Raw genomic sequence first — 25973 nt, forward strand, 5'->3', positions numbered from 1 at the left:
ACCCTACCTTACTTGCGGAACGGGAAGTCAAAGGCAGCCAGCAGAGCACGGCCTTCTTCGTCAGATTTCGCAGTAGTGGTAATGGTAATATCCAAACCACGCACGCGGTCGACTTTATCGTAGTCGATTTCTGGGAAGATGATCTGCTCACGGACACCCATGCTGTAGTTACCACGACCATCGAATGACTTAGCGGACAGGCCACGGAAGTCACGGATACGTGGAACAGCAATAGTGATCAGACGCTCAAAGAACTCCCACATGCGTTCGCCACGCAGAGTTACTTTACAGCCGATCGGATAGCCCTGACGGATTTTGAAGCCTGCAACTGATTTGCGTGCTTTGGTGATCAGCGGTTTTTGACCGGAGATTGCTGTCAGGTCAGCTGCTGCGTTATCCAGCAGTTTCTTGTCAGCGATCGCTTCACCAACACCCATGTTCAGGGTGATCTTCTCGACCCGAGGGACTTGCATGACAGAATTGTAGTTAAACTCAGTCATGAGTTTAGCGACTACTTCGTCTTTGTAGTAATCATGCAGTTTCGCCATCGTACTACTCCAAATTACTTGATAGTTTCGCTGTTAGATTTGAAGAAACGGACTTTTTTGCCGTCTTCGAATCTAAAGCCTACACGGTCAGCCTTGCCGGTTGCCGCGTTGAAGATTGCAACGTTAGAAACCTGAATAGCAGCTTCTTTTTCAACGATGCCGCCTGGTTGGTTCAGAGCCGGAACCGGCTTCTGGTGTTTCTTAACCAGGTTGATACCTTCAACAATGAGCTTGCCGGAAGACAAGACATTCTTAACTTTACCGCGTTTACCTTTATCTTTACCGGTTAACACGATAACTTCGTCATCACGACGGATCTTCGCTGCCATGATTCGCTCCTTAGAGTACTTCTGGTGCCAGAGAGATAATTTTCATGAACTTCTCGTTACGAAGTTCACGAGTTACCGGCCCAAAAATACGCGTACCGATAGGTTGCTCGCTGTTATTGTTTAAAATAACGCATGCATTACCATCGAAGCGAATGACAGAACCGTCCGGGCGACGAACACCCTTCTTGGTGCGCACCACTACCGCCTTCAGCACATCACCTTTTTTGACCTTACCACGCGGAATTGCTTCCTTGATGGTGATCTTGATGATATCGCCGACGCCTGCGTAGCGACGGTGCGAGCCACCCAGAACCTTGATACACATTACGCGACGTGCACCGGAGTTGTCGGCGACGTTCAGCATAGTCTGTTCTTGGATCATTTTAGTGCTCCGCTAATGTCAACTACTACTGAGACCCGAAAATCAGGTCGTTAAAAAAGCCCCATATCGGGGGCGCGGCATTATAACACCGCTCAAACGATATGGGTAGAAAAAATAAACGGCTCATCGCTGAGCCGTTTATTCGTTGAGAATGCCTACTGTATTACAGAACAGCTTTCTCTACAACGCGAACCAGCGTCCAGGACTTAGTCTTGGACAGCGGACGGCATTCGCGGATTTCAACCACGTCACCAGTACCGCATTCGTTGTTCTCGTCATGTACGTGCAGTTTGGTCGTACGCTTAATGAATTTACCGTAGATCGGGTGTTTCACAAAACGTTCGATAGCAACAACGATGGATTTCTCCATTTTATCGCTAACAACGCGACCTTGCAGAGTACGGATTTTATCGGTCATTACGCACCCGCCTTCTCAGTCAGTAAAGTCTTAACGCGTGCGACATCACGACGCACTTGCTTCAACAGGTGAGACTGTTGCAGCTGGCCACTTGCAGCCTGCATACGCAGGTTGAACTGCTCACGCAGCAGATTCAGCAGCTCGGTGTTCAGCTCTTCAACACTCTTCTCACGCAGCTCTTTTGCTTTCATTACATCACCGTCTTAGTTACAAAGGTGGTTTTAATCGGCAGTTTCGCTGCTGCCAGCTTGAATGCTTCACGGGCCAGCTCTTCCGGTACGCCGTCCATTTCATACAGGACTTTACCCGGCTGAATCAAGGCAACCCAATACTCCACGTTACCTTTACCTTTACCCATACGCACTGCCAGCGGCTTTTCAGTGATCGGTTTGTCCGGGAATACACGGATCCAGATCTTACCTTGACGCTTAACTGCACGGGTCATAGCACGACGTGCTGCTTCGATCTGACGGGCAGTCAGACGACCACGGCCAACAGCTTTCAGACCGAAGCTGCCGAAGCTAACATCCGCGCCAGCAGCCAGACCGCGGTTACGGCCTTTGTGCATTTTACGGAATTTTGTACGCTTTGGTTGTAACATCAGCGACGCTCCTTATTTACGGCCTTTACGCTGCTGCTTTTTAGGTTGCGCAGCCGGTTTTTCCGGTTGTTCAACAGCAGCCATACCACCCAGGATCTCGCCTTTGAAGATCCACACTTTAACGCCGATTACACCGTAAGTGGTGTGCGCTTCAGAGGTGTTGTAGTCGATGTCAGCACGCAGAGTGTGCAGCGGTACGCGACCTTCGCGGTACCATTCGGTACGTGCGATTTCCGCGCCGCCCAGACGGCCGCTAACTTCAACTTTAATACCTTTAGCGCCCAGACGCATTGCGTTCTGTACAGCACGCTTCATAGCACGACGGAACATAACGCGACGTTCCAGCTGAGAAGTGATGCTGTCAGCAACCAATTTTGCGTCCAGTTCAGGTTTACGCACTTCGGCGATATTGATCTGGGCAGGAACGCCAGCAATATCAGCTACGACTTTGCGCAGTTTTTCTACGTCTTCGCCTTTCTTACCGATAACGATACCCGGGCGAGCGGTGTGAATGGTCACACGGATGCTCTTAGCCGGACGCTCGATAACGATACGAGATACAGACGCTTTAGCCAGTTCCTTAGTCAGGTACTGACGTACTTTAAAATCGCTGTCCAGGTTGTCAGCGAATTCTTTGGTGTTCGCAAACCAGGTTGAGTTCCATGGTTTTACAATACCCAGGCGAATACCATTAGGATGTACTTTCTGACCCATTGCTAGTCTCCAGAGTCTCAGCGATCGGACACAACCACAGTAATGTGGCTGGTGCGCTTCAGGATGCGATCTGCACGACCTTTTGCACGCGGCATAATGCGCTTCATGCTCGGGCCTTCGTCTACGAAAATTTTCGTAACTTTCAGATCGTCAATGTCAGCGCCATCGTTGTGTTCAGCGTTAGCAATGGCAGATTCCAGGACTTTCTTAACCAGTACAGCCGCTTTCTTATTGGTGTAGGTCAGAATATCCAGAGCCTGCGACACTTTCTTACCGCGAATCAGGTCTGCAACAAGGCGAACCTTCTGAGCAGAAGAACGAGCATGGCGATGTTGAGCTAAAGTTTCCATCTCTTCCTCCTACCTTATTTCTTCTTCGCTTTTTTATCAGCAGCGTGGCCGCGATAAGTACGAGTCGGTGCGAATTCACCCAGTTTGTGACCGACCATTTCGTCGGAAACAAATACCGGAACGTGCTGACGACCATTATGGACAGCGATGGTCAAACCGATCATGTTAGGAAAGATCGTTGAACGACGGGACCAAGTGCGCAGGGGCTTCTTGTCTCCGCTTTCCACCGCTTTCTCTACCTTCTTCAGCAAGTGCAGGTCAATAAAAGGACCTTTCTTGAGAGAACGTGGCATGGCTTATCCTCTAAAATTATTTGCTACGGCGACGTACGATGAATTTATCAGTACGCTTGTTGCTGCGGGTCTTCTTACCTTTGGTCTGAACGCCCCACGGAGTTACCGGGTGCTTACCAAAGTTACGACCTTCACCACCACCATGTGGGTGATCGACTGGGTTCATCGCAGTACCGCGAACGGTTGGACGAACACCACGCCAGCGTGCAGCACCTGCTTTACCCAGAACGCGCAGCATATGCTCAGCATTGCCAACTTCGCCCAGAGTTGCACGGCAGTCTGCTTCGACTTTACGCATTTCACCAGAACGCAGACGCAGGGTGACATAAGCACCATCACGCGCAACGATCTGAACGTAAGTACCAGCGGAACGTGCCAGCTGACCGCCTTTACCTGGTTTCATTTCTACGTTATGAACGGTAGAACCAACCGGGATATTGCGCATCGGCAGGGTGTTACCTGCTTTGATTGCAGCATCAACGCCAGATTGAACCTGGTCGCCAGCTTTCAGGCCTTTAGGGGCCAGAATGTAACGGCGTTCACCGTCTTTGTACAGAACCAGCGCGATGTTCGCGGAGCGGTTCGGATCGTACTCAAGACGTTCAACAATTGCTGGGATACCGTCTTTGTTGCGTTTGAAGTCAACAATACGATAAGCCTGCTTGTGACCACCACCGATGTGACGAGTGGTGATACGGCCATTGTTGTTACGACCACCGGATTTGCTGTTTTTTTCAACCAGCGGAGCAAAAGGTTTGCCCTTGTGCAGCTCTGGGTTGACCACTTTAACAACGTGGCGACGACCCGGAGATGTCGGTTTACATTTAACAACTGCCATTGTATTACTCCTCCGACTTACTCAGCGCCGCCGACGAAGTCCAGATTCTGGCCTTCCTTCAGGGTGACGTAAGCTTTTTTCCAGTCGCTACGACGACCGATACGCTGTCCGTGACGTTTAACTTTCCCTTTAACTACCAGGGTGTTAACGACTTCGACTTCGACTTCAAACAGTTTCTGCACAGCAGCTTTGATCTCTGCTTTGGTCGCGTCTTTAGCAACTTTGAGAACGATGGTGTTAGTTTTTTCCATCGCAGTAGACGCTTTTTCAGAAACGTGCGGTGCGCGCAGCACCTTCAGCAGACGTTCTTCACGAATCATGCCAGCATCTCCTCAACTTGCTTAACAGCATCAGCAGTCATTACGACTTTGTCGAAGGCGATCAGGCTAACCGGGTCGATACCAGTTGCATCGCGTACGTCAACCTTGTGCAGGTTGCGCGCAGCCAGGAACAGGTTTTCGTCCAGCTCACCGGTGATGATCAGCACATCTTCCAGAGCCATGTCTTTCAGTTTCTGTGCCAGCAGCTTAGTTTTAGGCGCTTCTACAGAGAACTTCTCGACAACGATCAGACGATCCTGACGTACCAGTTCGGACAGGATGCTTTTCAGCGCGCCGCGGTACATCTTTTTGTTAACTTTTTGACTGTGGTCCTGCGGGCGAGCAGCGAAGGTCACGCCACCTGAACGCCAGATCGGGCTCTTGATAGAACCTGAACGCGCACGGCCGGTACCTTTCTGGCGCCACGGCTTTTTGCCTGAACCAGTTACTTCAGCACGAGTCTTCTGAGCACGAGTACCCTGACGAGCACCAGCTGCATAAGCAACAACAACCTGGTGAACCAGCGCTTCGTTGAAATCACGACCGAAGGTAGTTTCGGAAACAGTCAGCGCGCTCTGCGCGTCTTTCAATACTAATTCCATTGCTATCCCCTTACGCCTTCACAGCTGGTTTAACGATCAGGTCGCAACCGGTCGCACCCGGAACACCACCTTTAACCAGCAGCAGGTTGCGCTCAGCGTCAACACGTACTACGTCCAGGCTCTGAACGGTTACACGTTCGTTGCCCAGCTGACCTGCCATTTTCTTGCCTTTGAACACTTTGCCCGGAGTCTGGTTCTGACCGATAGAACCCGGAACGCGGTGAGACAAGGAGTTACCGTGAGTAGCGTCCTGGGTACGGAAGTTCCAGCGCTTAACGGTACCAGCGAAACCTTTACCTTTAGAGGTACCGGTTACGTCAACTTTTTTAACGTCAGCAAACAGTTCAACGCTAATGTTCTGACCAACGGTGTATTCTTCACCATCTGCCAGACGGAACTCCCACAGGCCGCGGCCAGCTTCTACGCCAGCTTTAGCAAAGTGGCCAGCTTCCGGCTTAGTTACACGGTTAGCTTTTTTAGCACCGGTGGTAACCTGAACAGCGCGGTAGCCGTCGTTAGCCAGATCTTTAACCTGAGTAACGCGGTTTGCTTCAACTTCGATAACGGTTACTGGGATAGAGACGCCATCTTCAGTGAAGATGCGGGTCATACCCACTTTTTTACCGACTAAACCAATCATTGTATCAACCTCTCAATCGCTCGATGACCTGATTAACCCAGGCTGATCTGCACGTCTACACCGGCAGCCAGGTCCAGACGCATCAGAGCATCAACGGTTTTTTCAGTTGGCTCAACGATGTCAACCAGACGCTTGTGAGTACGGATCTCGTACTGATCACGCGCGTCTTTGTTAACGTGCGGAGAGATCAGAACGGTGAAACGCTCTTTGCGGGTCGGCAGCGGGATCGGACCACGAACCTGCGCACCAGTGCGCTTGGCAGTCTCGACGATTTCCGCGGTTGATTGATCGATCAGACGATGATCAAACGCTTTCAAACGGATACGGATTCTTTGGTTCTGCATGAGACCAGAGCTCCAATTATTTTATAGACGAAATAGTTACTCCTCAAACCCATTACGATTGATGGGAGAGTGTAACCGTTCTTACAGAGTTCCCCGATTGGGAACATTGTCAGATAGTCAAATCGACTATCAGTGGCTCATATCGAACCAGCCGTCAATTAAGACAAGCCCGCGCATTATACGTATCTGCGGGCTTAATGCAAGTGAAGTTGTATCGATAATAACCAACCTTTCGCAGGACGACGTTATTGCTGGTCAATTTCCGCTATGGCCTGCTTCACTCGCGCTTTGAGATCCCCGTTTTGAACAGACTCGTCAGGCGATGACGGTTCTTCGCTGCGCATATCATCCGCGCCTTCTTCTTCAACGGTCTCTTCCGGTTCCGGCAGCGGCTGCTGCTTATATATATAGTGCGCGTCAGACAGACGAAAGTTCGGCGGCACGGCCGGCGTCGCGGTATGCTGAATAAACGCGCTATGCGTATAGTAGCCTATGATTACCATGCCAATGCTCAACCCCAGCCATGAAAGCGCGATACGCGCGCCCCGCCATAACGTAAGCGGCATATCTGGACGGTCAAAACGTAGGTTTTCGCTACAATAATATTCATGATCCGTTTTCATGCTTTCCCTCCGTCATGCATCAGTTTTGGGCTTTCATCCAGCGCCTGCCATAGACGAATAAGAGTAAGCCGCCCTACCATACCGTCAGCCTTAATCTTATTTTGCATTTGAAACTGGCGGACTTTTTCCGATAAAAGAGGGCTCCACTCTCCCGTGCTCTCAGCCTCAACATTCAACACGCGACTCAGCATCATATCCAGCCAGAGAATGTCTTCGACGCTGCTTTTCTTCATGATGCTCACATTACCGTCTGGTGAAGGTTTCCACATTAGCGTGTAATTCCCTTGCCACACTTCACTGAACCAGGCTTTATCCATAATCCATGTACCAGCGCCCGACTGGGCAGTGATGGTCTGGTTGCTTTCTCCAATCACGACAACAGGTATAAGGCTATTATCTACCTTTAGCGTTGCTATCCAGGGGAGTTGCTGGGCCAGAAGCGATTCCAGCGTATCAGTGCCCGACAGGCAAACCAAACCCGCCCGGTACGCCTGATCGCACCATGCTTCCCCTTTATTGACTTCATATCCCCAGACGCTGTAAAGCCGCGCGAGCGACTCATTAGTTGACATAATCGTTGACGTCAGCGTTGTGGAAGAAAGTGATGCAGCCGATGGCTGTCCTGCAGGCCATATGCTGGCTATGGGCGGCAACCATCTGTCAAGCAATGGACTGAAGTGCCAGCCAGCGCTACCACATAGCGCCGCGACGACAACCACTGCCAGACACGTCCCCCCGGTTCGACGAGGCGCAGGCAGACAACGCAGCGCTTCACGTTGCTGAAGCGGCGTGATGCTGGTTTGTTGTTCACCCTGTTTCGTTTTATTACGCGTAAGATTCCACCCGACACGCGCCGCCAGATGCAGATTACCGCGGCAACGTTTCTTGATATGTCGGATAAATGTCTCAGGAAGGGCATCTTTGCCCTCCTGTTCCGTTTCGATACAGGGTGCGATTACCCTACGGTAATCCTCAATATCCGGGATGGGTACGTCGAACCAGAGCGGATGCATCGTACGCAACTGGCGCTGCTGTCTCAGACTGTATCTACCGGTTACTAGCAGCCGGGCCTTCGGCATTATGGCGATAAACGCCTTAACCGTTGCAGTAATACCGGTTGTGACCTGATGTCCGTCTTCCAAAATAAACAGAGGCTTATCGCATGCCTTAACGGTTATCAGACCAAGTAATTCGCTCCAGATCGTCTCGCCAGAAAATGACCGTCCGGTTAAACAGCCCACCTTTTGCGTATCTGCGATAACCTGCCATTCCCACCTATAACCTTTTCTATTTACAGGTGCCAGAGTTAGCACCCGATGTGGCCATAACGCTTCTACACTGCATGCAAGCGTGCTTTTTCCGGTGCCTTTTGCCCCATGTAATACCAGCCATTGTTCGTTCAAAAACGCGGAAAGGATATTATCCCGCAACAGTTGCTGGCGGGAGGTCAAAACAGAAATGAACTCATCCATGAACATTCATATTTTCCATAAAATTTATTATTTCCTAAAGTAGGAACGTGGGAGCCAAAACGCTTGTCGCCTGGCAACAGGATAAATATATTATCGTTATCATTAACAAGAAACAGATTAACTTGTTAGTTATTCTTAATCATAATTTTATGAAAACTATCCGCCACGTATTCAAAAGCACGCTATTTTATCATGGCGCCTACCTCATAGTGATATTTGCAAGCGTTATATGTATTTTTGCTTGTATACATAAAGGATATGAACAGTGGTTTGAAAACAAAACATTGCGGACAGCATCAAGTCAAATTCATCAGGAGAATATCTCAAACAGAAAACAAAAATGGCATTTATCATCCGTGCCCTTAGATGCAGATATGAATGTTTCCCCCCATCAACAATCGCATGCGCAAGAGGCATTGCTGTCCGGGGTCGTTGTCAGCGGAATTATTCATAGTTCAAATAAATCCATTTCCCGCGCAATCTTGCAGGAAAATGGTGAGCAAAATGTTTATGCCATTAATGATTATCTGAAGTCCTCCAGCAAAATACGTGTTACGGGTATTACAAAGAATCAGATAATGTTTTCTTCTGGTGAGCAAACCCTGCAACTGACATTGCTTGCTGAACTGGCACAACTGTCCAGGCCTCAGGGGGCGGTAGCATCCCAGCAAGAGCAACAAGCGGTAACGCTGGCTGATTTCATTGATGCCAGTCCTGTAGTGGATAAGAACACTTTACGTGGTTTACGCCTTCTACCACGAAAACAGGTTCAGTTTTTTAAGCATTCTTCCCTCGAACCTGGGGATATAGCCATTCAGCTAAATAATATCAAGTTGACTCAACAGGCAAATTTAGGCAAAGCACAAAATGCGCTTAAGCACCTTAAAATGGCTCAGTTCACCGTCTTACGTAATGCTTCGCCACGGTTAATTAATGTTTCAGTTCAACAATTCCAGGATGGAAAGGAAGACTAAATGGAGAGAACTGTTTTACATCGGCGACTGAAAAGTTGGTCGTTGATACTTTTACTCGCAGCCTCCTGCCGCACTGCATTCGCAGTCGATTATACCGCTAACTTTGACAATGCGGACATTCAGACATTTGTCAATATTATCGGCCAAAATATGGGTAAAACCATTCTGATTGATCCCGATGTTAAGGCTTCAATATCCGTCAGAAGCAATGATACCTTCAATGAGGATGAATATTATCAGTTTTTCCTGAGCGTACTGGATCTCTACGGTTTCTCAATTATTACTCTTGATAATGGGTTACTTAAGGTAGTGCGTTCAGAGCAAGTCAAAACAATGCCAGGAAGACTCATTAGCGGGACGAAACCCGGCAAAGGAGATGAACTGGTGACGCGTATTGTGTCACTGGAAAACGTTCCTGCTCGCGTATTGTCCCCCTTGCTTCGACAAATGCTTGATGGCGGTAAGGTCGGTAATGTTGTGCATTACGAACCATCAAATGCATTGATCATCACCGGCAAAGCCTCAACCGTCAATCGTCTGTTGGAGGTGGTTAAACGTGTCGATGTGATGGGTGATGCCAAAGAACAGGTTTTCACACTGAAGTATGCCTCAGCGACCGACCTGGCCGACGTCCTCAATGACCTGGCGCGAGAAAATGGCAAAGAGGCTAAACCGGCCACACTTCAGACGCGCATCGTTGCAGATAAACGTAGTAATGCGTTAATTGTCAGCGGTTCCGATCGTGCCCGGGCGCGCATGGCACAACTTATTTCCCGGTTGGATACGCAAGATCAAGGTGAAGGCAACACCCGTGTCTGGTATTTGAAATATGCCAAAGCAGATAAACTGGTTGAAGTTTTAACCGGCGTCACGCAAAAGATGAAGGATGAAAAAAGCAGCGCTTCAAAATCATCTGCCAGCAGCAGCAATAACGATATATCCATCACGGCAGATGAACAAACCAACTCGCTGGTTATTACCGCAGACCAAAGTATCCTCCAGCAGTTAGAAGATGTCATCGCCAAACTGGACATTCGCCGCGCCCAGGTTCTGGTCGAAGCTATCATCGTGGAAGTTCAGGATGGTAAAGGCATTAATCTTGGGGTCCAGTGGGCCAACAAAAACGTCGGCGTGCAGCAGTTTACCAAGACCAATCTTCCCATTTTCAATGCCGCACAAGGGGTTCAAGAATTCAAGAGACAGGGCGGTACCACCAGCGATAACCCTGCATATGATTTGTTCAGTAACTTCAATGGTCTTGCCGCAGGATTCTTCAACGGCGACTGGGGGGTTCTCCTTACCGTGCTGAGTAGCAATAGCAAGAATGATATTCTTTCTACTCCGAGTATCGTGACACTCGATAACAAAGAGGCATCTTTCAACGCCGGGCAAGACGTTCCGGTGCTTTCCGGGTCGCAAACCACCTCGGGCGATAATATTTACAGCACCGTCGAACGTAAGACAGTCGGCACTAAGCTAAAGGTTACGCCACAAATCAATGAAGGCGATTCCGTATTAATGGAAATTGAGCAAGAGGTGTCCAGTGTCGACTCTACGGCAACCTCATCCACTCTCGGCCCTACATTTAATACCCGTACTATTCAAAACGCCGTCCTGGTAAAAAGCGGTGAAACCGTGGTATTGGGCGGATTGATGGATGACTCAAGTAAACAAGAGGTTTCGAAAGTTCCCTTACTGGGTGATATCCCCCTCATTGGGCAACTTTTTCGCTATACCTCAAATGAAAAAAATAAACGCAACTTGATGGTGTTCATCCGACCAACCATCATCAGAGATGATGAAGTCTATCATTCGCTTTCGAGGGATAAATATACTGGCTTCAAGGAGATGCAACAAAACAGGAGTAGCAAGCAAAACGGTAGCCTGATTGATGTCGATGCCATTGAATCATTAGATGACCACGCATTTGACTCCTCTGTGGCCACACCAGCTAAGTCAAACAGCAAAAATCCGTTCCATAACGGCAGTGCAAAATGACAGCCTTTACGTGGAAAAAAGCACAGCGATACGGTATTGCCGTACAGCAGGAAGAGCTGATTTATGCTGAAAATACCTCGCTTGAATCTATGCTGGACGTAGCCGCAACAGCGCCTGAATGTAGCCGGTTTACCCGGCTCTCTACGCAACAGTTTGAGGAAAAACTCGAGCACCTGTATCAACAGAACAGCGGCAGTGCCCAGTTGATCGCAGAAGATATGAATAACCTTGATGATCTCAACATTCTTTCTGAGGAGATCCAGTCCAATGAAGATCTGCTTAACGAACAATCCGATGCGCCGGTCATACGACTAATTAATGCCGTACTCAGTGAAGCAATCAAGGAACATGCATCCGATATTCATATCGAAGTATTTGAGAAAACGATGGGGATCCGCTTTCGCGTCGATGGCGTTCTGCGTCCAGTGGTTCAGCCTAATAAAAAGTTGGCGGCCCTGCTGATCTCACGTATCAAAGTGATGGCCAAGCTGGATATTGCCGAAAAGCGCCTCCCACAGGATGGCCGCATAACGTTAAAAATAGGCCAGAGAAATGTGGATGTGCGCGTCTCTACGCTCCCCTCACAGCATGGCGAACGTGTCGTTTTGCGTCTGCTGGATAAAACCAGCCTGCGGTTATCAATCGATAAGCTGGATATGTCAGCAGAAGACACATGCAGCCTGAAAGATCTGATTGCCCTCCCCCACGGCATTATTCTGGTCACCGGCCCAACGGGTTCAGGAAAAAGTACCACGCTATACGCCATCCTTTCCGCACTGAATAGCCCGGAGCGTAACGTCCTCACCGTTGAAGATCCGATTGAATATGAACTGGAAGGGATAGGTCAAACGCAGGTCAATAGTCGCGTAGATATGTCTTTTGCCCGTGGGCTACGCGCCATTTTACGTCAGGATCCTGATGTCGTGATGGTAGGTGAAATTCGCGACGCCGAAACAGCGCAGATTGCTGTTCAGGCGTCGTTGACCGGACATCTGGTTCTTTCGACTCTCCATACAAACAGCGCCAGCGGAGCCGTAACACGATTGCGGGATATGGGGGTGGAATCGTTTCTGCTTTCTTCATCACTTGTCGGGGTTATTGCCCAGCGTCTGGTAAGACGACTGTGTAACCACTGCAAAATACCGCGCCCCGCCACCCACCAGCAACAACAACTCCTGCTGGCTCAAGGGGTCAATACCTCTCAGGTCTGGCATGCCGGGGGCTGCGAGGCATGCAGGCATAGCGGCTATCAGGGGCGACTGGCAATTCACGAGCTGTTACTTGTTACGCCTGAACTGCGCGAAGCCATTCACACAGAGACCAACGAACAGCATCTGGAGCAAATTCAGCGTCGTCACCATCGTAGTTTGCTGGCAAACGGTCTCCGCGTCGCCGCAGAAGGCATTACATCGCTGGAGGAGGTGCTAAGAGTGACATCGGAAGGGCAAACACCGACGGAGCAGCCTGAATGAAATATTGCTGGACCGCAACAGATGTGAAGGGAAATCGTATTACGGGCGTTAGCGAGGCCGCAAGCGAACGGGACATGGTGGCGCAACTGCGTAGCCAGGCCCTATTGCCGCAAACGATAAAACCCCAACGACGCGCGATCCCCCTGAAGACCCTCCCTGCACGAGTCAGTCACAGTGAATTAACGCTTTTTACGCGTCAGATTGCAACGCTAATCGCCGCAGCATTACCGCTGGATGAAGCCCTCGACGTGGTTCGGCAACAAAAAGAAAATAAGAAACTTGCCGATGTGATTACGACTCTTCGGCAGTCCATTCTTGAAGGACAATCACTGTCAACTGCGATGCAGGCGTATCCCCGCCTGTTTGATGCCGTCTTTTGTTCGCTCGTTAAAGCGGGCGAAACGGTGGGTCAGTTAGGCGCAGTTCTGGAAAGACTGGCGGATTTTAACGAAGCGCGCCAGCGAATGCGCAGCAAGCTTACGCAGGCTTTAATCTATCCTTCCCTGCTCACTACGGTCGCTATTCTGGTGGTTATTATTTTGCTCACCACCGTGGTGCCTAAAGTTGCAGCGCAGTTTATCCACCTCAAACACGCATTGCCGCTCACCACTCGGATCCTGCTCGCGATCAGCAATTTTTTGTCGGCATATGGCCCTTGGATCCTGCTCACCCTCATTGGCGGTGGCTGCCTGTTTTCTTTCTGGCTTAAACAAAAGGGAAACCGGCATCGATTTCACCGTTGGTTAATTCAGTTTCGCTTAACGTCGCCTTTAGTATGCGCCATCAATAGCGCTCGCTACTTACGCGCCCTGAGCATTCTTAACAGCAGCGGCGTTCCTCTTTTACAAGCTATGTCGCTTTCCGCTGAGGGGGTGAGTAATCAGGAAATACGCCAGCGTCTGGGTGAAGCGGCTGAGAGCGTTCGCCAGGGCAACAGCGTTAGCCAGTCGCTGGAGAAGACGAAGATTTTTCCCGCGATGATGCTCTACATGATCGCCTCCGGGGAAAAAAGCGGTCAGCTTGGAGAACTCATGCAGCGGGCAACAGAAAATCAGGAAATCCAGCTACAAAACCGCATCGCACTGACGCTGGCAATTTTTGAACCTGCGTTGATCGTTGTGATGGCGATGATCGTTTTGTTCATTGTCGTCTCGGTTATGCAGCCAATTTTACAACTTAACTCATTAATGAACTAAGGAAAGGTTATGGAACAACAGACACGAGCCACAGAGCGTGGCTTTACCCTCATGGAATTGATGGTGGTCATTGTGATTTTGGGGGTTCTGGCAAGCCTGGTCGTGCCGAATCTGATGGGCAACAAAGATCGCGCGGACAGACAAAAGGCGGTCAGCGACATTGTCGCGCTCGAAAATGCGCTGGACATGTACAAGCTGGACAACCATCGCTACCCCACGACGGAACAAGGTCTGGAAGCACTCATCACCGCGCCGGAGCTCTCTCCCAAGGCCGAAAATTACAATACTGACGGTTATATCCGACGTCTGCCTGCAGACCCCTGGGGGAACGACTATATCCTGATAAGCCCCGGCGAACATGGCGCTATTGATATCAGCTCCGTAGGGCCAGATGGAGAAGCTGGAACGGCGGATGACATTAACAACTGGGATAATAACAAAAAATCGCAATAAACATGACGCATCAGAAAGGATTCACGTTGCTGGAAGTGATGCTGGTTGTGGTCATTATCGCCATCTCAGCTACGGGCATTATCGCCATGCAAAGTGACCGGCTGGGATCAGGCGGAAAGCTACTACAGCGGATCGACACCTTCAGGCAGACGGTGAAATACGCGTCAGACCTGGCGTTGCTGGAAAAGCATGTGGTCGGTTTGCGGTTGACCACTGAAGGCTGGGCTTTTTACCTACCGCAAAAGGATTCAACCCACAAATGGAACTGGCAAGAGCTGGCCGACAGCGACAGTTTACCGCTTTACGGTGACTGGGCTGCGCCAGCGAAACCTGAAGTAACGCCTTCAGCAGAAAATGCAAATCCACAAATTATGATCTTACCCGATGGTCAACTGACGCCTTTTACCGTGATGTTCAGAGATGAAGACGGTGCAAAATTCGTGACTCTGCGGTGTGACGGATCGCTACCGCTGGATATCACTCGTCTTGAGGATGCGCAATGAAGCAACAAAGCGGAATGCTCTTGCTTGAGGTATTGCTGGCGATGGCAATCTTTGCGACCGCTGTAATAGGGCTGATTAGCAGTATGCAATGGCAACTCTCTGCTCTCGACACGCTGAAGCAAGAAACTCTGGCACTCTGGGCTGCGGACAACGCCTTGATTGGAACCATTAACGACCAGACCACCTCGGGAAAAGGTCAGACAATACTGCTGAACGAGACTTTCTCCTGGCAGTTGTCAGGTAGCCTGCAAAACCAGTCAGCCATTAATCAAAAGCAAGCCAGCGTAACCTCCGCCAGCGGACGGACGCTTAATCTGTACTCCTGGACGCCAGAAAACGGAGACAAAAAATGAGTAAGATGCCGCGGGGCTTCACGTTACTGGAAGTGATGCTGGCAATTGCCATTTTCTCGACGCTCAGTTTTTTGGCCTCAATGGTTTTTTCCCAGGCCTCAGAGCAGCATCAGCGTGCAAAAAAGACAGCCGATAATTTTGATGCTATTCAGCATACGATGCTGCTGTTTGAAAACGATTTGATGCAGTACGTTCCGCGAAAAAACCGTCAGACGAATCAGCCTTTTTTCAGCGAAAAAGATGGCGCGATTTTCACTACCCAGACACGAGACCCAGCCATGCCTTTCGAGGCCGCTTTCATTCTCACTACCGTCCACTGGTATGTGGACAACGGCACGTTATACCGCGCGTTGAGACGCTCGCCCGATGGCAAAAAGGAGGCACCGCCACAAGCGTTACTCTCCGACATCGCTCATCTATCCGCAACAATGGCTCTCGCTGAGGGCGACAGTGCATCCACAACGGCTAAAATAACGCTGGAGCGTGAAAACGGAGAGATTCTTACTCGTCTTTTTATTCTGCCCGGCTGGTTCCCGGAGAAACAGAAATCCAGCCCGACTTCAGGGGCGGCTACAGGGACAGCTAAATGAGTAATCAAAGGGGATCGGCGTTACTGATCGTGTTGATGATTCTGGCGCTGATGGCCGCGCTGGCTTCAGAAATGACGATCAGCTTTCAGACTCAGTTGCAGCGCAGCCGACGCACAAATGACAGTATCCAGGGGAAATATGCGCTGCTGTATGCCGAAGCGCAAGCCACTGCACAAACGCTGCAGAATGCCAAGGATAAGCTTAGCCAATTTGATGAGCTCCCCCAGTTTGCAGAACTTCGCGACAACACAACGGTAAGCTGGCAAACCAGCGATCTACAACATTGCTTCAATCTGAATGCATTAGCAGATGTGCCGACGGACCCGATGACCACTCTGCCCTATAAAATCGAGGTGTTCGCAGCCCTGTTGGAAAAAATCGGCGTGGAAAAGTATCGCGCAGACGAGATCGCTCAATCTGGCGCAGATTACATTGACGCTGACGTGACGCCCCGTGTCAAAGGCGCTGAAGATGAGTATTACAAGTCCAGCCAACCGGGTTTTCTTACAGCAGGCCAGATGATCTTTTTACCTGCCGAAATACGCAAGCTCAAAGGAATGACCGACGCTATTTATCAAAAATTATCCCCTTTTATCTGCGCGACATTCAGCAATGAACTCGCCATAAATATTAATACTCTTACTGAGCAGCAGGCCCCTCTATTAGCTGCGCTATTTCTCAATAACCTCAGTGACTCAGATGCAAAAACACTGCTGAAGAAACGCCCTGAAGGTGGCTGGAAAACGGTAGATGCCTTTCTCTATCAGGCACAACAAGATTACAGCGCCGCCAAACCCCTGACGGATTCGCTTAAAAAACAGTTAACCGCCAATAGCACCTTTTTTTTGACCACATCTACAGCCCACGAGGGTGACCTTACTTCCGGTATGCGCACATTTTTCTTTTATGATGAAAAAAATAAAACAATTAAAATCTATTTACGCCAACTTACGGATGGCAGTAGCGAAGAGTAAAGCAGTTTCAGTGTCCTCACCAAAACTGCTTATCCGCCTGCAAAAACAGCCGTCAGCCCCCGTGGAATGGGTGGAATATACTGAAGGTGGAGGAGGTGAAATCCAGCATCTGTCCATGGAACAGTTAGCGGAGCTTGGTACACTTCCAGCGGCGCAGTCCGCACATCTGCTTCTTTCCGCCAGTATGGCGACATGTAAAACAATCGTCATACCGGATGAAGAGTATGAACTGACTGACCAAAAGCTTCACTGGCTCGCTGATGAAACGCTCGACGAAGGGGCGCCCTCATTGCACTGGACATTACTGTCCCGCCAGGGGTCTCGTCTCACTGTTGCAGGCATTGATGCCGACTGGCTTGAGTCTCAGCTCCGAACCCTTGCCGATGCAGGTATTAACACCACATGTGTCACGTTTGACGCCTGTTGCCTGCCGGCATGCGACAATGGCTGGACGGTATTAAGAGAGGGCGATCGGTGGTTGCTCAGAACACAGGAAAATTATCTCTCCTGCCTGACGGAGGCGTGGCTTACCCACCTGCTTACGCATTTCGGCCCTCCGCAGTTGGTAAACTACGGTTCGTTACCACTGGCCTGTTCCACTACAGAGAGTCAACCTGAACGCCATATTCTGACTCTCTACCCAAACGGCAATGTACCTAATCTTCTACACGATAAGATTCGCGTCCCTTCTCCGCGCTCGCCCAGGACCGCGCTCCTGAAGCGCGTCGCGCTATTCAGCATCATACTGGCTGCGGGTGTCGCACTGCTTACCCGCTCTATTACCTACTGGCAACTCCATAGCCTGGAGAAGCAGCTCAGTCAGGATCTGGTACAGCAGTGGCAGCGATACATTCCTGAGAACAGACACAGTAGCAATTTGCGAACCTATCTGCCGAAACAGTTACAACAACATATCCCCGCCCCCTATTTGTTCTTGCAGCAGTTGCAGTCAAAGCTGTCAGCATTCCCGGGATTGGCGCTGGAAGGACTGAACTATGATCCGGCGAGTAAATCTTTGCAGCTTTTCATCTACGCCAGTGATGAAAGCCAGGTACAGGCATTCATCAAAGCGCGCATCTATGGCTTGCCATTAAAAGTCGAAAAACATGAACAGGGAATGTGGACACTTCGAAATGATTAAACGTGCTCAGGTCTGGTTTCATCATAAAAATACGCATGAGCAACGCATCTTTATAACGTTGTTCGGATGCTGCCTGTTGGCCATTTTTTGGTTTGGCGCCTGGCAGCCTTTAGGTCAGGCTATCGATACAATGCAATCCCGGGACGAAAAGTTACAGCTCGACATACAGTGGCTTCACAAACAGGCTTCAGCAGCCGGTCTTCTTCCACAGCGGACGCAATCGGACTCCCTGGAAACGCTGGTGAAGCGCAGTCTTAAAAAATCGGGACTTAACGCAACACTCCAGCCGGCTCACGGTGGTGGACTCAATATCAGCGCCTCCACCATCAAGATGGACACCTTCGTACGCTGGTTGGCGGTGTTACAGGGCGAATATGGTCTGCACATCGTGGCGCTTGAGTTTCACGCCAGTAAAGACGATGCCGACAGTATTACGCTGACACGACTGACGATTGGAGCGAAAAAAAATGGATAATGGGTTAGCAATATTGTTCCTTGTCGTTGGACTACTGGCGGGCAGCACCATGGGAATGCTCACCTGGCGCCTGCCTCTGATGGTGCTCCCCCCCACCCCCGCAGACGGAGCGCTCTCCCCTTTTAATTTATGGCTGCCTGGTTCGCATTGCTGCCACTGCCAAACCCCGCTGGCGTGGTATGACAACATTCCCCTACTGAGTTGGCTATGTCTGAAGGGGAAGTGTCGTCATTGTGGTCTTCCTGTCTCGAAACGCTATCCTTTGCTCGAAGCGCTCTGTGCTGTCATGGCCGTTTTCTGTTACGCCCTGCACCCCAACGAAATCCTGCTGGCGCTGGCGCTCTTTATCTATTTTTGGTTTGCGCTCGCACTCAGCGTAATCGACCTGCAGCATTATCTTCTGCCTGACAAACTCACGCTGCCATTGCTGTGGCTCGGGCTGTTATTCAACGCCAGTTTCGGTGTTATACCCAGCAAAGACGCCATCATTGGAGCCGTTGCGGGATATATGATTTTGTGGTTGATCTACTGGTTAGTCAGGTTGTTATGGCATAAAGAGGGGATCGGCTACGGGGACTTCAAAATGCTGGCCGCTGCCGGGGCCTGGAGCGGTTGGCAAAGTATACCGATGATCCTTTACGCAGCTTCCATCACAGGGATTATTTATGGTCTTCTGTTATGGGCAAAAAAAGGACGTCGCGGCGCGCTGATTCCTTTTGGTCCGGCACTGGCCGTAAGTGGGTGGGGTTACTTTTGTTGGATAAGTTGGTGAACTCAACAGGAAGGATTAACTCCTTCCTGTATTAACGACTCTGCTTCTACTCTTCTTCGCGAATTTGCGCCTGCAGATAATTCTGGATCCCCAGTTTATCGATAAGATCCAGCTCGGTCTCCAGCCAGTCGATATGGCCTTCCTCATCCGCCAGAATTTCAATCATCATGTCACGGCTGACGTAATCAAATACACTGTCGGCATAGGCGATTGCTTCACGCAGGTCTTTTGCACCTTCCAGCTCAAGAGCCAGATCCGAACGCAGCATCTCTTCAACATCTTCACCGATGCCAAGTTTGCCCAGATCCTGGAGATTGGGAATACCTTCAAGAAAGAGAATACGCTCAATGTACTTATCGGCGTGTTTCATCTCGTCGATAGATTCATGATATTCAACGTCATTCAGACGTTTGAAACCCCAGTTTTTGAACATTCTCGCATGAAGAAAATACTGGTTGATGGCGACAAGCTCGTTTCCCAATAATTTATTGAGATAATTTATTACCTTAACATCACCTTTCATTATATAGTCCCTCCGCTTCCACTCTTAGAGAGTAGATGGGGCTAGCGGGATGTCAAAAAAAAGAGTGTGACTCAGGCGATCTCTTTAAATTCTGGCATTTGCATTAATTCTTCCTGCATCACTTCGCGCGCGGCCCGAATACATTTACCACATTGATTTCCAACAGGAATAAACTTGCGTAACTGCTGAAATGACTGTGGGTGAAACTGGCGTACCGCCTGACGAATTTTTTTATCACTGATGCCGTTACATAAACAAATGTACATATATGCTCCCAACCATGAACACCATCAGGATAAATGATTATTGTTCTCAATACAACGTCATCTAAAAGAAATAAATCCCTCCCCCTGCACAGAATCGGGTTTGGGATTTATTTCAACGAGTTAACAACTAATCATTAATGGACCAGAGCACCGCCATCCTTCAGAATATCGTCTGTAAGTACCACTTCTGCAATAGTCGTTTCAACACTATTACTGAAACGATACAAGCGAACAGTATCTCCCGCTTTCAATTCTTTGACCCAGGTCCCCGTGACGGTGTCATTCGCTTTATTAACGCGTTTCTGACCACCACTGATTGAACCAAACTGGCTTTTGCCGATATATTTTCCATTTAACTGAATAGAGTAGTTTTTATTTCTTGCCTCATGAGCGGCAGTAGTCAGAGTCATACTTAACGCAGGCTTGTCGTCCTGAATAACAACCTGGAACTCTTTCAGTTCACTGGCAATCTCCGGACGCATATCTTTTTTACCTGCCAGAGTTTCTTCTGTCACCGTTACTTGCTCCAGTGGGTAGAGTACACCATTGCTGTAGCAGCTCAGTTCAATAAGATCGCCAACCTTCAGCGGCATTCCCCAGCTCGCGGTAACAGTACCTTCCTCTTCATTAATTTCTTTTTTACCCCAATCATAAATGGTGCCATACTGGCTCTTACCGTAATATTTTCCATTCTGATAAACAGAATAGTTCATATTCCTGGCCTCATGTGCCGCTTTGGTGATGGTGAATTCCGTCATCGGCGTACCGTCTCGCAGATATATGCCAAAATCTGACAGATTCGCGCGGCATTCGGATAAAGGCACTTCCATTATATCATCGACAATCTCACCCAATTCATGTTCTGGAGTATCACCGCTAATATCCCAGATTATCGCTCCGCCGTATCCTTGCTGGTTAATGTAGGCAACTTTTTTCTGAATCGACTCCGGATCGTCATACGTCAAGAACTCTTGCGTTTTCGCATTATACAAGTAAGGAACCTGTGATTCCGGATCCCAGTAGCGAGTGTAGTCAGCAGACGAAGAATACTGTTTTAACAGATAGTAGGGGTTAGTACCGGTATACTGATCTTCATCATCCCACGCGCCGTGTACGGTAGCGGAACCTGAAGCGAACAGACCAGGCAGACCTTTAACGATTTCCGTCGGCGCCACGCTACCCCAGCCACGGCCGTAGAACGGGATCCCCATCATCAGCTTACTTTTGGGCACATGCCATTTCGAACTGTATTCCTGCATCGTGGAAGCGACATTTAGCAACTGATCGGCATCCTGGCTGTTGGCATAGAGCGGAGCATTGTGGCCGGTGATAGGGTCAAAAGCGCCGTGAATATCATATGCCATGACATTGACGCTATCCAGCAATGGTGCGGTGACCTCTGGGTTGATGTACTCAATATTATTATGGTTGGTTGTTACTGCTGCGGAAAGTTGGAAGTACTTATCGCTCTGTAAACCAAGGGTATCCAGTTTACTTCTGAGCGTCTGGATAAGTTTAGTGAAATTGGTCTTTTCAGTATCGCTATCCGGGTATTCCCAGTCTACATCAATACCATCAAACCCCCACTCCTGCATGAAAGCAATCATGCTGTCTGCCAGTTTATTGATACCGTCATCCGTTTTGGTGGCTTCTTCGAATACACCTTCTTCAGAGTTATTCCATCCGCCAACGGAGACCATATTTGTGACGTTGTTTTGCTCAGTCAGTTTGTCCAGCTGACGGAGCAGATCCGGGCCTTTATAGGTATCATGGACAATAACTTCACCATCCTTAATAACCGCAAAGCCATAGTTAAGGTGGGTTAACTGACTGAAGTCAATTTTATCCGGCGTGAAATAGTTATGTGCTTCATAAACGCCCCACTCAGGGAAATAGCCGATAACTTTACGTTGCGCGGCAGCCTTATCTTTACCTTGTTTTTGCAGATCTGCCGCTTTCTGGCCGGTATAAGGCGTAAAACTGAACGTGGCAAGATTTTGTATTTGAATAGGACCGACCTTCAGCCATACAGAGTCACTTCCTGGAACCATACCGGGATCAACCCACCACTGACTTTTCCAGTAATAGCCATTATATCGAACAATTGTTCCTGTCGTACCATAAGTGGCAGTGGGATCATAGTCTACAGAATTAATTGCGTTATTATCCTTTTCCGCTACGGTTACCGTCACCGTACCCGGAAAATTATTTTGACTACTGTCTGTATAAGCGACCCAGGTATTACCATTATCCTTCGTCAACATCTGACTATTATCAAGGCCGCTGATTGTATTAGTGTCGTCATTCATCGACAACGTTGCAGCAAATGATGAAAAAGACAATGACATCCCAGCAGCAAGTATTGCCGCTGTTAATTTATTTAGTTTCATACATTATCCTTAATGATAAAATTATTGCTCGGTAAATAGCCATTTTTGGCAATGTTAGAATAGGTAATAGAACCAGCAATAACAATTAATACATTTCTCATCAAACCAGAGGTCATTGCTATATATAAACCTCACTAATATACCGTCAGAAAAGGAGTATTACTGGAAAAAATATCATCACAGCGGTCAATAATCACAATATAAAGATCCGTTACATATCTGGCCAATCACGCATGTCAAAGAAAAACGATAACCGATATCACTTCATTCACGCCTATGCCACAAAAATAAAATAGATAGTATGAATAACAAAAAATGTAATTTTTTATTACAGACAGGAACGTCATAAAAAAGCCTGAGCAGAATAAGTTATCTGACTCAGGCATTGAGATTAACTCGATTTGTAATACTTCAGGTTACATCTGCAATAGCTGCGCTCACTCTGCGCAATCACACAGTAACCTTTTGCTGCTGAGGATGAATGAGGCACCTCCCTGTCCCTCATTCAAAGGCAGCCTTTGGATGTTTTTAGCCTATAACCCGAATGATTAAGGGCATAAACTGTTTTCAGTTATTTCAGCATATCTTCCGTAACAACTACTTTCGCAATGGTCGCCGGATTTGGTGTAATACGCTCGACAACCACCGTTTCACCCACTGAAATTGCACGCTCATCAGATTTTACGGTTGTCACACCATTTTTGGTTGATTTCGAAGAGTAGTAACATTTGCCATTATCACAGCTGAAGACGTAGTTACCGTTTTTCTCATCACCCATAACTTTAACCACATATGCGCTGTTGGTGCCTGCAGCAACTTTATCAGCGGCAAAATCGACATACACCATAGGAATGCCATTCTCTTTCTTCACCGTCAGAGAAGACACATCCGCACTGCCTACCAGTGGATTATTGCCTGCCAGCATGTCATCCGTCACGGTGAGCGTCGCCAGTACCTGAGCATCAGGGTGAGTACGCTTTACTGTCACCACGCTGCCAGGATGAAGCATATAACTCAAGCCGCCAGTACGCAGAGTAGACTGTTCGCCATAGTTATAACGGTAGCTGTAATAATTCTTCTTCCCTTCCGTCGAGAAAACATATTTACCATCGACCTCAACACGGTAGTTATTAGAATCACTCAGCTTGCTGGCATCAAAGTTCACATTGACTCGCTGTGAGCCATCAAAAACATCAATGTAAACGGCTTTGACATCACCCGCTAAATCACCTGCAGTTTCGCTTTGGGTAAACGGGGCAAAGACTTCGCTAAAGGCGTATTTCGCAGCCTGCTGTTCGGTCAGACCGCTGTGCTCAGGGGAAACCTGCCTGGCCACGCCAGGCTGATCGCGCATTATGGACCATATGCCAATCATGCCCAGACCACGATCAGTGGCATCCTGCATCACCAGTTTCGCATCAGACATATAAAACACTTCGCCCTGAACGTCGTTGTAACCGATCATCGGCGTCGTGCCCATCATGGCGTTGATTTCCGCATCGCTCTTGTCAGTGAAAATCTGCTTCATCTGGCTATGGAGGTTTTCAATGGCGGATGTCGCACACTTGCCATGAATGTTTTGGCCTTCAGTACCATCAGACTGGCAAATGCTGTTACCGTAATCCATCGCCATGACGTTGACACCAGCCAGTTCAACGCCCTTGGCTTTCGCATCTTCAAGTACGTAAAGACCTTCAGCCGTCAGGCCCGTCGGCAGAATAGGCAAGGTGTACCAAATCCCGACGCTACGACCTTCTGCTTTCCAGGTGTCCTGAACAGCCTTCACCGCTTCATTACGACGGTTTATGGATTCATGATCCGCAACCCAGGTGCCTTCAATATCGAAGTCCAGCACGTTAAGATTCAGGTTGTCTACGATATCGTAATAATGCTGCTTCAGGTCATTCACATTCTTACAAGACGCTGCCAGTGGGGAGTTATTCGCTCCGCCAATGGAAACCATGATGTCGCCACCTGCTTCACGCAGCGCTTTAATTTTGCTGTACTGAGCGTAGTCGTTAACGTTATATGCGGTACCCCATGTCGGCAGGCAGGTATCTGCATCTTTACTGACCACGAAAGCCATGGTGAAGTGGGTGACATTCTGGTTCTGCGCAAGGCTTGCCAGATCCGGCTGTGAGTTGAGGGTAAAATCGACATATGGGGCATAGACATGCGCAGGCCATGGTGACTTCGGCGTGCCTACTTTTTCTTTGGTGCCGGTCCAGTCGATAAACACGCGCCATGGATTGGTATCAGATGGGGAGACTTTCTGTACTTTGGACTGCGAAACGTAATTACCACCGTTATAGCGGATCAGCGTGCCGCTTTCATATACAGTGGAGGAATTATATTCTGGAGCTTTATTCAACTGGTCCTGAGTATAAGAGACAACAGTGCCCAGTGGTTTCCATGGACGACCATTTGTGCCGGTTGGGTTTTGATTAGCTGGAAGAGAAGGATCATCCCCTACGGTATAAAACAGGGCTTCATATTCCTGGCCATTTTTCTGAACTTTATCGCCTTTATTATAGACGGTCGAGGACGCCCATTGCGTGACAACGGCATAAGCCTCCCATGGATTTTCCTGACCAGGAGCAAAACCATAAGCGCTTTGCGCGACAGACGTTTTATACGTCGCATTATTATAAATAACAATATCACCAGCATTATAAGCGATACTATTGTCATATGCTGGGTAAGTTACCGTACCGCCACCCGTATCGCAGGTTGTTGGATTACCATATTTCGTTATTTCATCAGCGGTCGCTGCTCGCTCGTAGCGCCATGGGTTATTCGCTTCGTCGCCCGCGGCGTTTCCCGGACAATCCGATGCACCTACCCACCACGCATTGCTATACACGCCGCTGTCGAAAATCACTTCATACGTACTGCCGCCTTCCTGACCGCTCCATGCTTCCAGGGCAAATGCTGGCAAGGCAGCACATGTCAGCCCCATACAAAATAAGGCTTTTGTTGCGAGATTTAATTGCATTATTAAACATTCCTGTTGTTATAAATCCATCAATTTATTACATATGTATGTAATAACGCATAAGGTAGATATAACAACAAACAAGTTCAATTAATAAAATACAAATCGCAATGCTTTAAGAAATGAACAAACTTATCCTACCAGATAAATTATTTATATATTGAGATTAACTAATATTTCTGAAATCTTTAAATAAACACAAATAAAAAAGCCCCGAAATATATTCGGGGCTTTTAAACTAACTACGTTAAATAAACGTAATATTAGCTCATTACTTTAGCAACAACGCCCGCACCTACAGTACGGCCGCCTTCACGGATTGCGAAACGCAGACCGTCGTCCATCGCGATCGGGTGGATCAGGGTAACAACCATTTTGATGTTGTCGCCCGGCATTACCATCTCTACGCCTTCCGGCAGTTCGA

The 25973-nt window shown here is 48.7% G+C and carries 32 protein-coding genes and 1 pseudogene; 12 read left to right on the forward strand and 21 right to left on the reverse strand.

Annotated elements, in window-relative coordinates; translation table 11 throughout:
- Nucleotides 1–8 precede the first annotated feature (8 nt).
- The 16 genes from rplE to OOJ59_RS25645 form a co-directional block, all read right to left on the reverse strand.
- Entirely contained in the window at nucleotides 9–548 is a 540-nt protein-coding gene (gene rplE, locus OOJ59_RS25570; protein ID WP_003031123.1) for a 50S ribosomal protein L5, read from the reverse strand.
- Nucleotides 549–562: 14 nt separating this feature from the next.
- On the reverse strand, nucleotides 563–877 hold the full coding sequence (rplX, locus tag OOJ59_RS25575; protein ID WP_004106345.1) for a 50S ribosomal protein L24: 315 nt from the start codon (nucleotides 875–877) through the stop codon (nucleotides 563–565).
- Between the two features lie 10 nt (nucleotides 878–887).
- Nucleotides 888–1259: a 50S ribosomal protein L14 gene (gene rplN / locus OOJ59_RS25580; protein WP_000613954.1), complete on the reverse strand. Its 372-nt coding sequence runs from the start codon at nucleotides 1257–1259 to the stop codon at nucleotides 888–890.
- A 163-nt stretch (nucleotides 1260–1422) separates the two neighbouring features.
- The gene (gene rpsQ / locus OOJ59_RS25585) at nucleotides 1423–1677 is read right to left on the reverse strand and encodes a 30S ribosomal protein S17 (RefSeq protein WP_003031120.1); all 255 of its coding nucleotides are present in this window, start codon (nucleotides 1675–1677) and stop codon (nucleotides 1423–1425) included.
- Nucleotides 1677–1868: a 50S ribosomal protein L29 gene (rpmC, locus tag OOJ59_RS25590; protein ID WP_000644742.1), complete on the reverse strand. Its 192-nt coding sequence runs from the start codon at nucleotides 1866–1868 to the stop codon at nucleotides 1677–1679. The genes rpsQ and rpmC overlap by 1 nt, the downstream gene beginning before the upstream one ends.
- Nucleotides 1868–2278, reverse strand: a complete 411-nt coding sequence (gene rplP / locus OOJ59_RS25595; RefSeq protein ID WP_000941208.1) for a 50S ribosomal protein L16 — start codon at nucleotides 2276–2278, stop codon at nucleotides 1868–1870. The genes rpmC and rplP overlap by 1 nt, the downstream gene beginning before the upstream one ends.
- 12 nt (nucleotides 2279–2290) lie before the next feature.
- Nucleotides 2291–2992, reverse strand: coding sequence for a 30S ribosomal protein S3 (gene rpsC, locus OOJ59_RS25600; RefSeq protein WP_000529945.1), 702 nt, complete (start codon nucleotides 2990–2992; stop codon nucleotides 2291–2293).
- Between the two features lie 17 nt (nucleotides 2993–3009).
- Nucleotides 3010–3342 carry a 50S ribosomal protein L22 gene (gene rplV / locus OOJ59_RS25605; RefSeq protein ID WP_000448832.1) on the reverse strand — a complete coding sequence of 111 codons (333 nt, stop codon included), beginning with the start codon at nucleotides 3340–3342 and terminating at the stop codon, nucleotides 3010–3012.
- A 14-nt stretch (nucleotides 3343–3356) separates the two neighbouring features.
- Nucleotides 3357–3635: a 30S ribosomal protein S19 gene (rpsS, locus tag OOJ59_RS25610; protein WP_001138115.1), complete on the reverse strand. Its 279-nt coding sequence runs from the start codon at nucleotides 3633–3635 to the stop codon at nucleotides 3357–3359.
- Between the two features lie 16 nt (nucleotides 3636–3651).
- Nucleotides 3652–4473: a 50S ribosomal protein L2 gene (gene rplB / locus OOJ59_RS25615; RefSeq protein WP_038634702.1), complete on the reverse strand. Its 822-nt coding sequence runs from the start codon at nucleotides 4471–4473 to the stop codon at nucleotides 3652–3654.
- 17 nt (nucleotides 4474–4490) lie between these two features.
- Nucleotides 4491–4793, reverse strand: a complete 303-nt coding sequence (gene rplW, locus OOJ59_RS25620) for a 50S ribosomal protein L23 (protein WP_000617546.1) — start codon at nucleotides 4791–4793, stop codon at nucleotides 4491–4493.
- Nucleotides 4790–5395, reverse strand: a complete 606-nt coding sequence (gene rplD, locus OOJ59_RS25625; protein ID WP_000424395.1) for a 50S ribosomal protein L4 — start codon at nucleotides 5393–5395, stop codon at nucleotides 4790–4792. The genes rplW and rplD overlap by 4 nt, the downstream gene beginning before the upstream one ends.
- 10 nt (nucleotides 5396–5405) lie before the next feature.
- On the reverse strand, nucleotides 5406–6035 hold the full coding sequence (rplC, locus tag OOJ59_RS25630; protein WP_003031117.1) for a 50S ribosomal protein L3: 630 nt from the start codon (nucleotides 6033–6035) through the stop codon (nucleotides 5406–5408).
- Between the two features lie 32 nt (nucleotides 6036–6067).
- On the reverse strand, nucleotides 6068–6379 hold the full coding sequence (rpsJ, locus tag OOJ59_RS25635; RefSeq protein WP_001181005.1) for a 30S ribosomal protein S10: 312 nt from the start codon (nucleotides 6377–6379) through the stop codon (nucleotides 6068–6070).
- Nucleotides 6380–6624: 245 nt separating this feature from the next.
- On the reverse strand, nucleotides 6625–7002 hold the full coding sequence (locus OOJ59_RS25640; RefSeq protein WP_087856964.1) for a hypothetical protein: 378 nt from the start codon (nucleotides 7000–7002) through the stop codon (nucleotides 6625–6627).
- Nucleotides 6999–8480 carry a peptidoglycan-binding domain-containing protein gene (locus tag OOJ59_RS25645; protein WP_193157142.1) on the reverse strand — a complete coding sequence of 494 codons (1482 nt, stop codon included), beginning with the start codon at nucleotides 8478–8480 and terminating at the stop codon, nucleotides 6999–7001. Before OOJ59_RS25645 ends, OOJ59_RS25640 begins: the two co-directional genes overlap by 4 nt.
- 41 nt (nucleotides 8481–8521) lie before the next feature.
- Here OOJ59_RS25645 and gspC point away from each other — a divergent pair, with 41 nt between their 5' ends.
- The 12 genes from gspC to OOJ59_RS28125 are packed head-to-tail and all read left to right on the forward strand — an operon-like array spanning nucleotide 8522 to nucleotide 19375.
- Complete coding sequence (gspC, locus tag OOJ59_RS25650) at nucleotides 8522–9448, forward strand: type II secretion system protein GspC (protein WP_199964036.1); 927 nt, start codon at nucleotides 8522–8524, stop codon at nucleotides 9446–9448.
- Nucleotides 9449–11446 (forward strand): type II secretion system secretin GspD, encoded by a 1998-nt coding sequence (gspD, locus tag OOJ59_RS25655; RefSeq protein WP_268063538.1) that lies wholly within the window; start codon nucleotides 9449–9451, stop codon nucleotides 11444–11446.
- Nucleotides 11443–12918, forward strand: coding sequence for a type II secretion system ATPase GspE (gene gspE / locus OOJ59_RS25660; RefSeq protein ID WP_160956529.1), 1476 nt, complete (start codon nucleotides 11443–11445; stop codon nucleotides 12916–12918). Before gspD ends, gspE begins: the two co-directional genes overlap by 4 nt.
- A complete protein-coding gene (gene gspF, locus OOJ59_RS25665; protein WP_160956530.1) occupies nucleotides 12915–14114 on the forward strand; it encodes a type II secretion system inner membrane protein GspF in 1200 nt (399 codons plus the stop codon). The genes gspE and gspF overlap by 4 nt, the downstream gene beginning before the upstream one ends.
- A 9-nt stretch (nucleotides 14115–14123) precedes the next feature.
- The gene (gene gspG / locus OOJ59_RS25670; RefSeq protein ID WP_038634727.1) at nucleotides 14124–14567 is read left to right on the forward strand and encodes a type II secretion system major pseudopilin GspG; all 444 of its coding nucleotides are present in this window, start codon (nucleotides 14124–14126) and stop codon (nucleotides 14565–14567) included.
- Between the two features lie 2 nt (nucleotides 14568–14569).
- Nucleotides 14570–15070 carry a type II secretion system minor pseudopilin GspH gene (gene gspH / locus OOJ59_RS25675; RefSeq protein WP_137347746.1) on the forward strand — a complete coding sequence of 167 codons (501 nt, stop codon included), beginning with the start codon at nucleotides 14570–14572 and terminating at the stop codon, nucleotides 15068–15070.
- Nucleotides 15067–15423, forward strand: coding sequence for a type II secretion system minor pseudopilin GspI (gspI, locus tag OOJ59_RS25680; RefSeq protein ID WP_038634734.1), 357 nt, complete (start codon nucleotides 15067–15069; stop codon nucleotides 15421–15423). Before gspH ends, gspI begins: the two co-directional genes overlap by 4 nt.
- On the forward strand, nucleotides 15420–16013 hold the full coding sequence (locus tag OOJ59_RS25685; protein ID WP_087856958.1) for a PulJ/GspJ family protein: 594 nt from the start codon (nucleotides 15420–15422) through the stop codon (nucleotides 16011–16013). The genes gspI and OOJ59_RS25685 overlap by 4 nt, the downstream gene beginning before the upstream one ends.
- A gap of 35 nt (nucleotides 16014–16048) precedes the next feature.
- The gene (gene gspK, locus OOJ59_RS25690) at nucleotides 16049–16987 is read left to right on the forward strand and encodes a type II secretion system minor pseudopilin GspK (protein ID WP_239509319.1); all 939 of its coding nucleotides are present in this window, start codon (nucleotides 16049–16051) and stop codon (nucleotides 16985–16987) included.
- A 10-nt stretch (nucleotides 16988–16997) separates the two neighbouring features.
- Nucleotides 16998–18128: a type II secretion system protein GspL gene (gspL, locus tag OOJ59_RS25695; protein WP_193157144.1), complete on the forward strand. Its 1131-nt coding sequence runs from the start codon at nucleotides 16998–17000 to the stop codon at nucleotides 18126–18128.
- A complete protein-coding gene (gene gspM / locus OOJ59_RS25700) occupies nucleotides 18121–18603 on the forward strand; it encodes a type II secretion system protein GspM (RefSeq protein ID WP_161668184.1) in 483 nt (160 codons plus the stop codon). The genes gspL and gspM overlap by 8 nt, the downstream gene beginning before the upstream one ends.
- Entirely contained in the window at nucleotides 18596–19375 is a 780-nt protein-coding gene (locus tag OOJ59_RS28125) for a prepilin peptidase (protein ID WP_087856956.1), read from the forward strand. The genes gspM and OOJ59_RS28125 overlap by 8 nt, the downstream gene beginning before the upstream one ends.
- Nucleotides 19376–19421: 46 nt before the next feature.
- On the opposite strand, the gene bfr is transcribed toward OOJ59_RS28125, so the two are convergent.
- From bfr to tuf, 5 genes and pseudogenes are all read right to left on the reverse strand, one after another.
- Nucleotides 19422–19898 (reverse strand): bacterioferritin, encoded by a 477-nt coding sequence (gene bfr, locus OOJ59_RS25715; protein ID WP_038634748.1) that lies wholly within the window; start codon nucleotides 19896–19898, stop codon nucleotides 19422–19424.
- A 71-nt stretch (nucleotides 19899–19969) separates the two neighbouring features.
- Nucleotides 19970–20164 carry a bacterioferritin-associated ferredoxin gene (gene bfd, locus OOJ59_RS25720; RefSeq protein WP_038634750.1) on the reverse strand — a complete coding sequence of 65 codons (195 nt, stop codon included), beginning with the start codon at nucleotides 20162–20164 and terminating at the stop codon, nucleotides 19970–19972.
- Between the two features lie 134 nt (nucleotides 20165–20298).
- Nucleotides 20299–22554, reverse strand: a complete 2256-nt coding sequence (locus OOJ59_RS25725; RefSeq protein WP_085049681.1) for a glycosyl hydrolase family 18 protein — start codon at nucleotides 22552–22554, stop codon at nucleotides 20299–20301.
- 571 nt (nucleotides 22555–23125) lie between these two features.
- Nucleotides 23126–25549, reverse strand: a complete 2424-nt coding sequence (locus OOJ59_RS25730; protein WP_160956318.1) for a glycosyl hydrolase family 18 protein — start codon at nucleotides 25547–25549, stop codon at nucleotides 23126–23128.
- A 263-nt stretch (nucleotides 25550–25812) separates the two neighbouring features.
- A pseudogene (tuf, locus tag OOJ59_RS25735) lies at nucleotides 25813–25973 on the reverse strand (elongation factor Tu); the annotation flags it as partial.

This window comes from Citrobacter sp. W9, from assembly GCF_026719375.1.
In the GTDB taxonomy this organism is placed as follows: Bacteria; Pseudomonadota; Gammaproteobacteria; order Enterobacterales; family Enterobacteriaceae; genus Citrobacter; species Citrobacter werkmanii.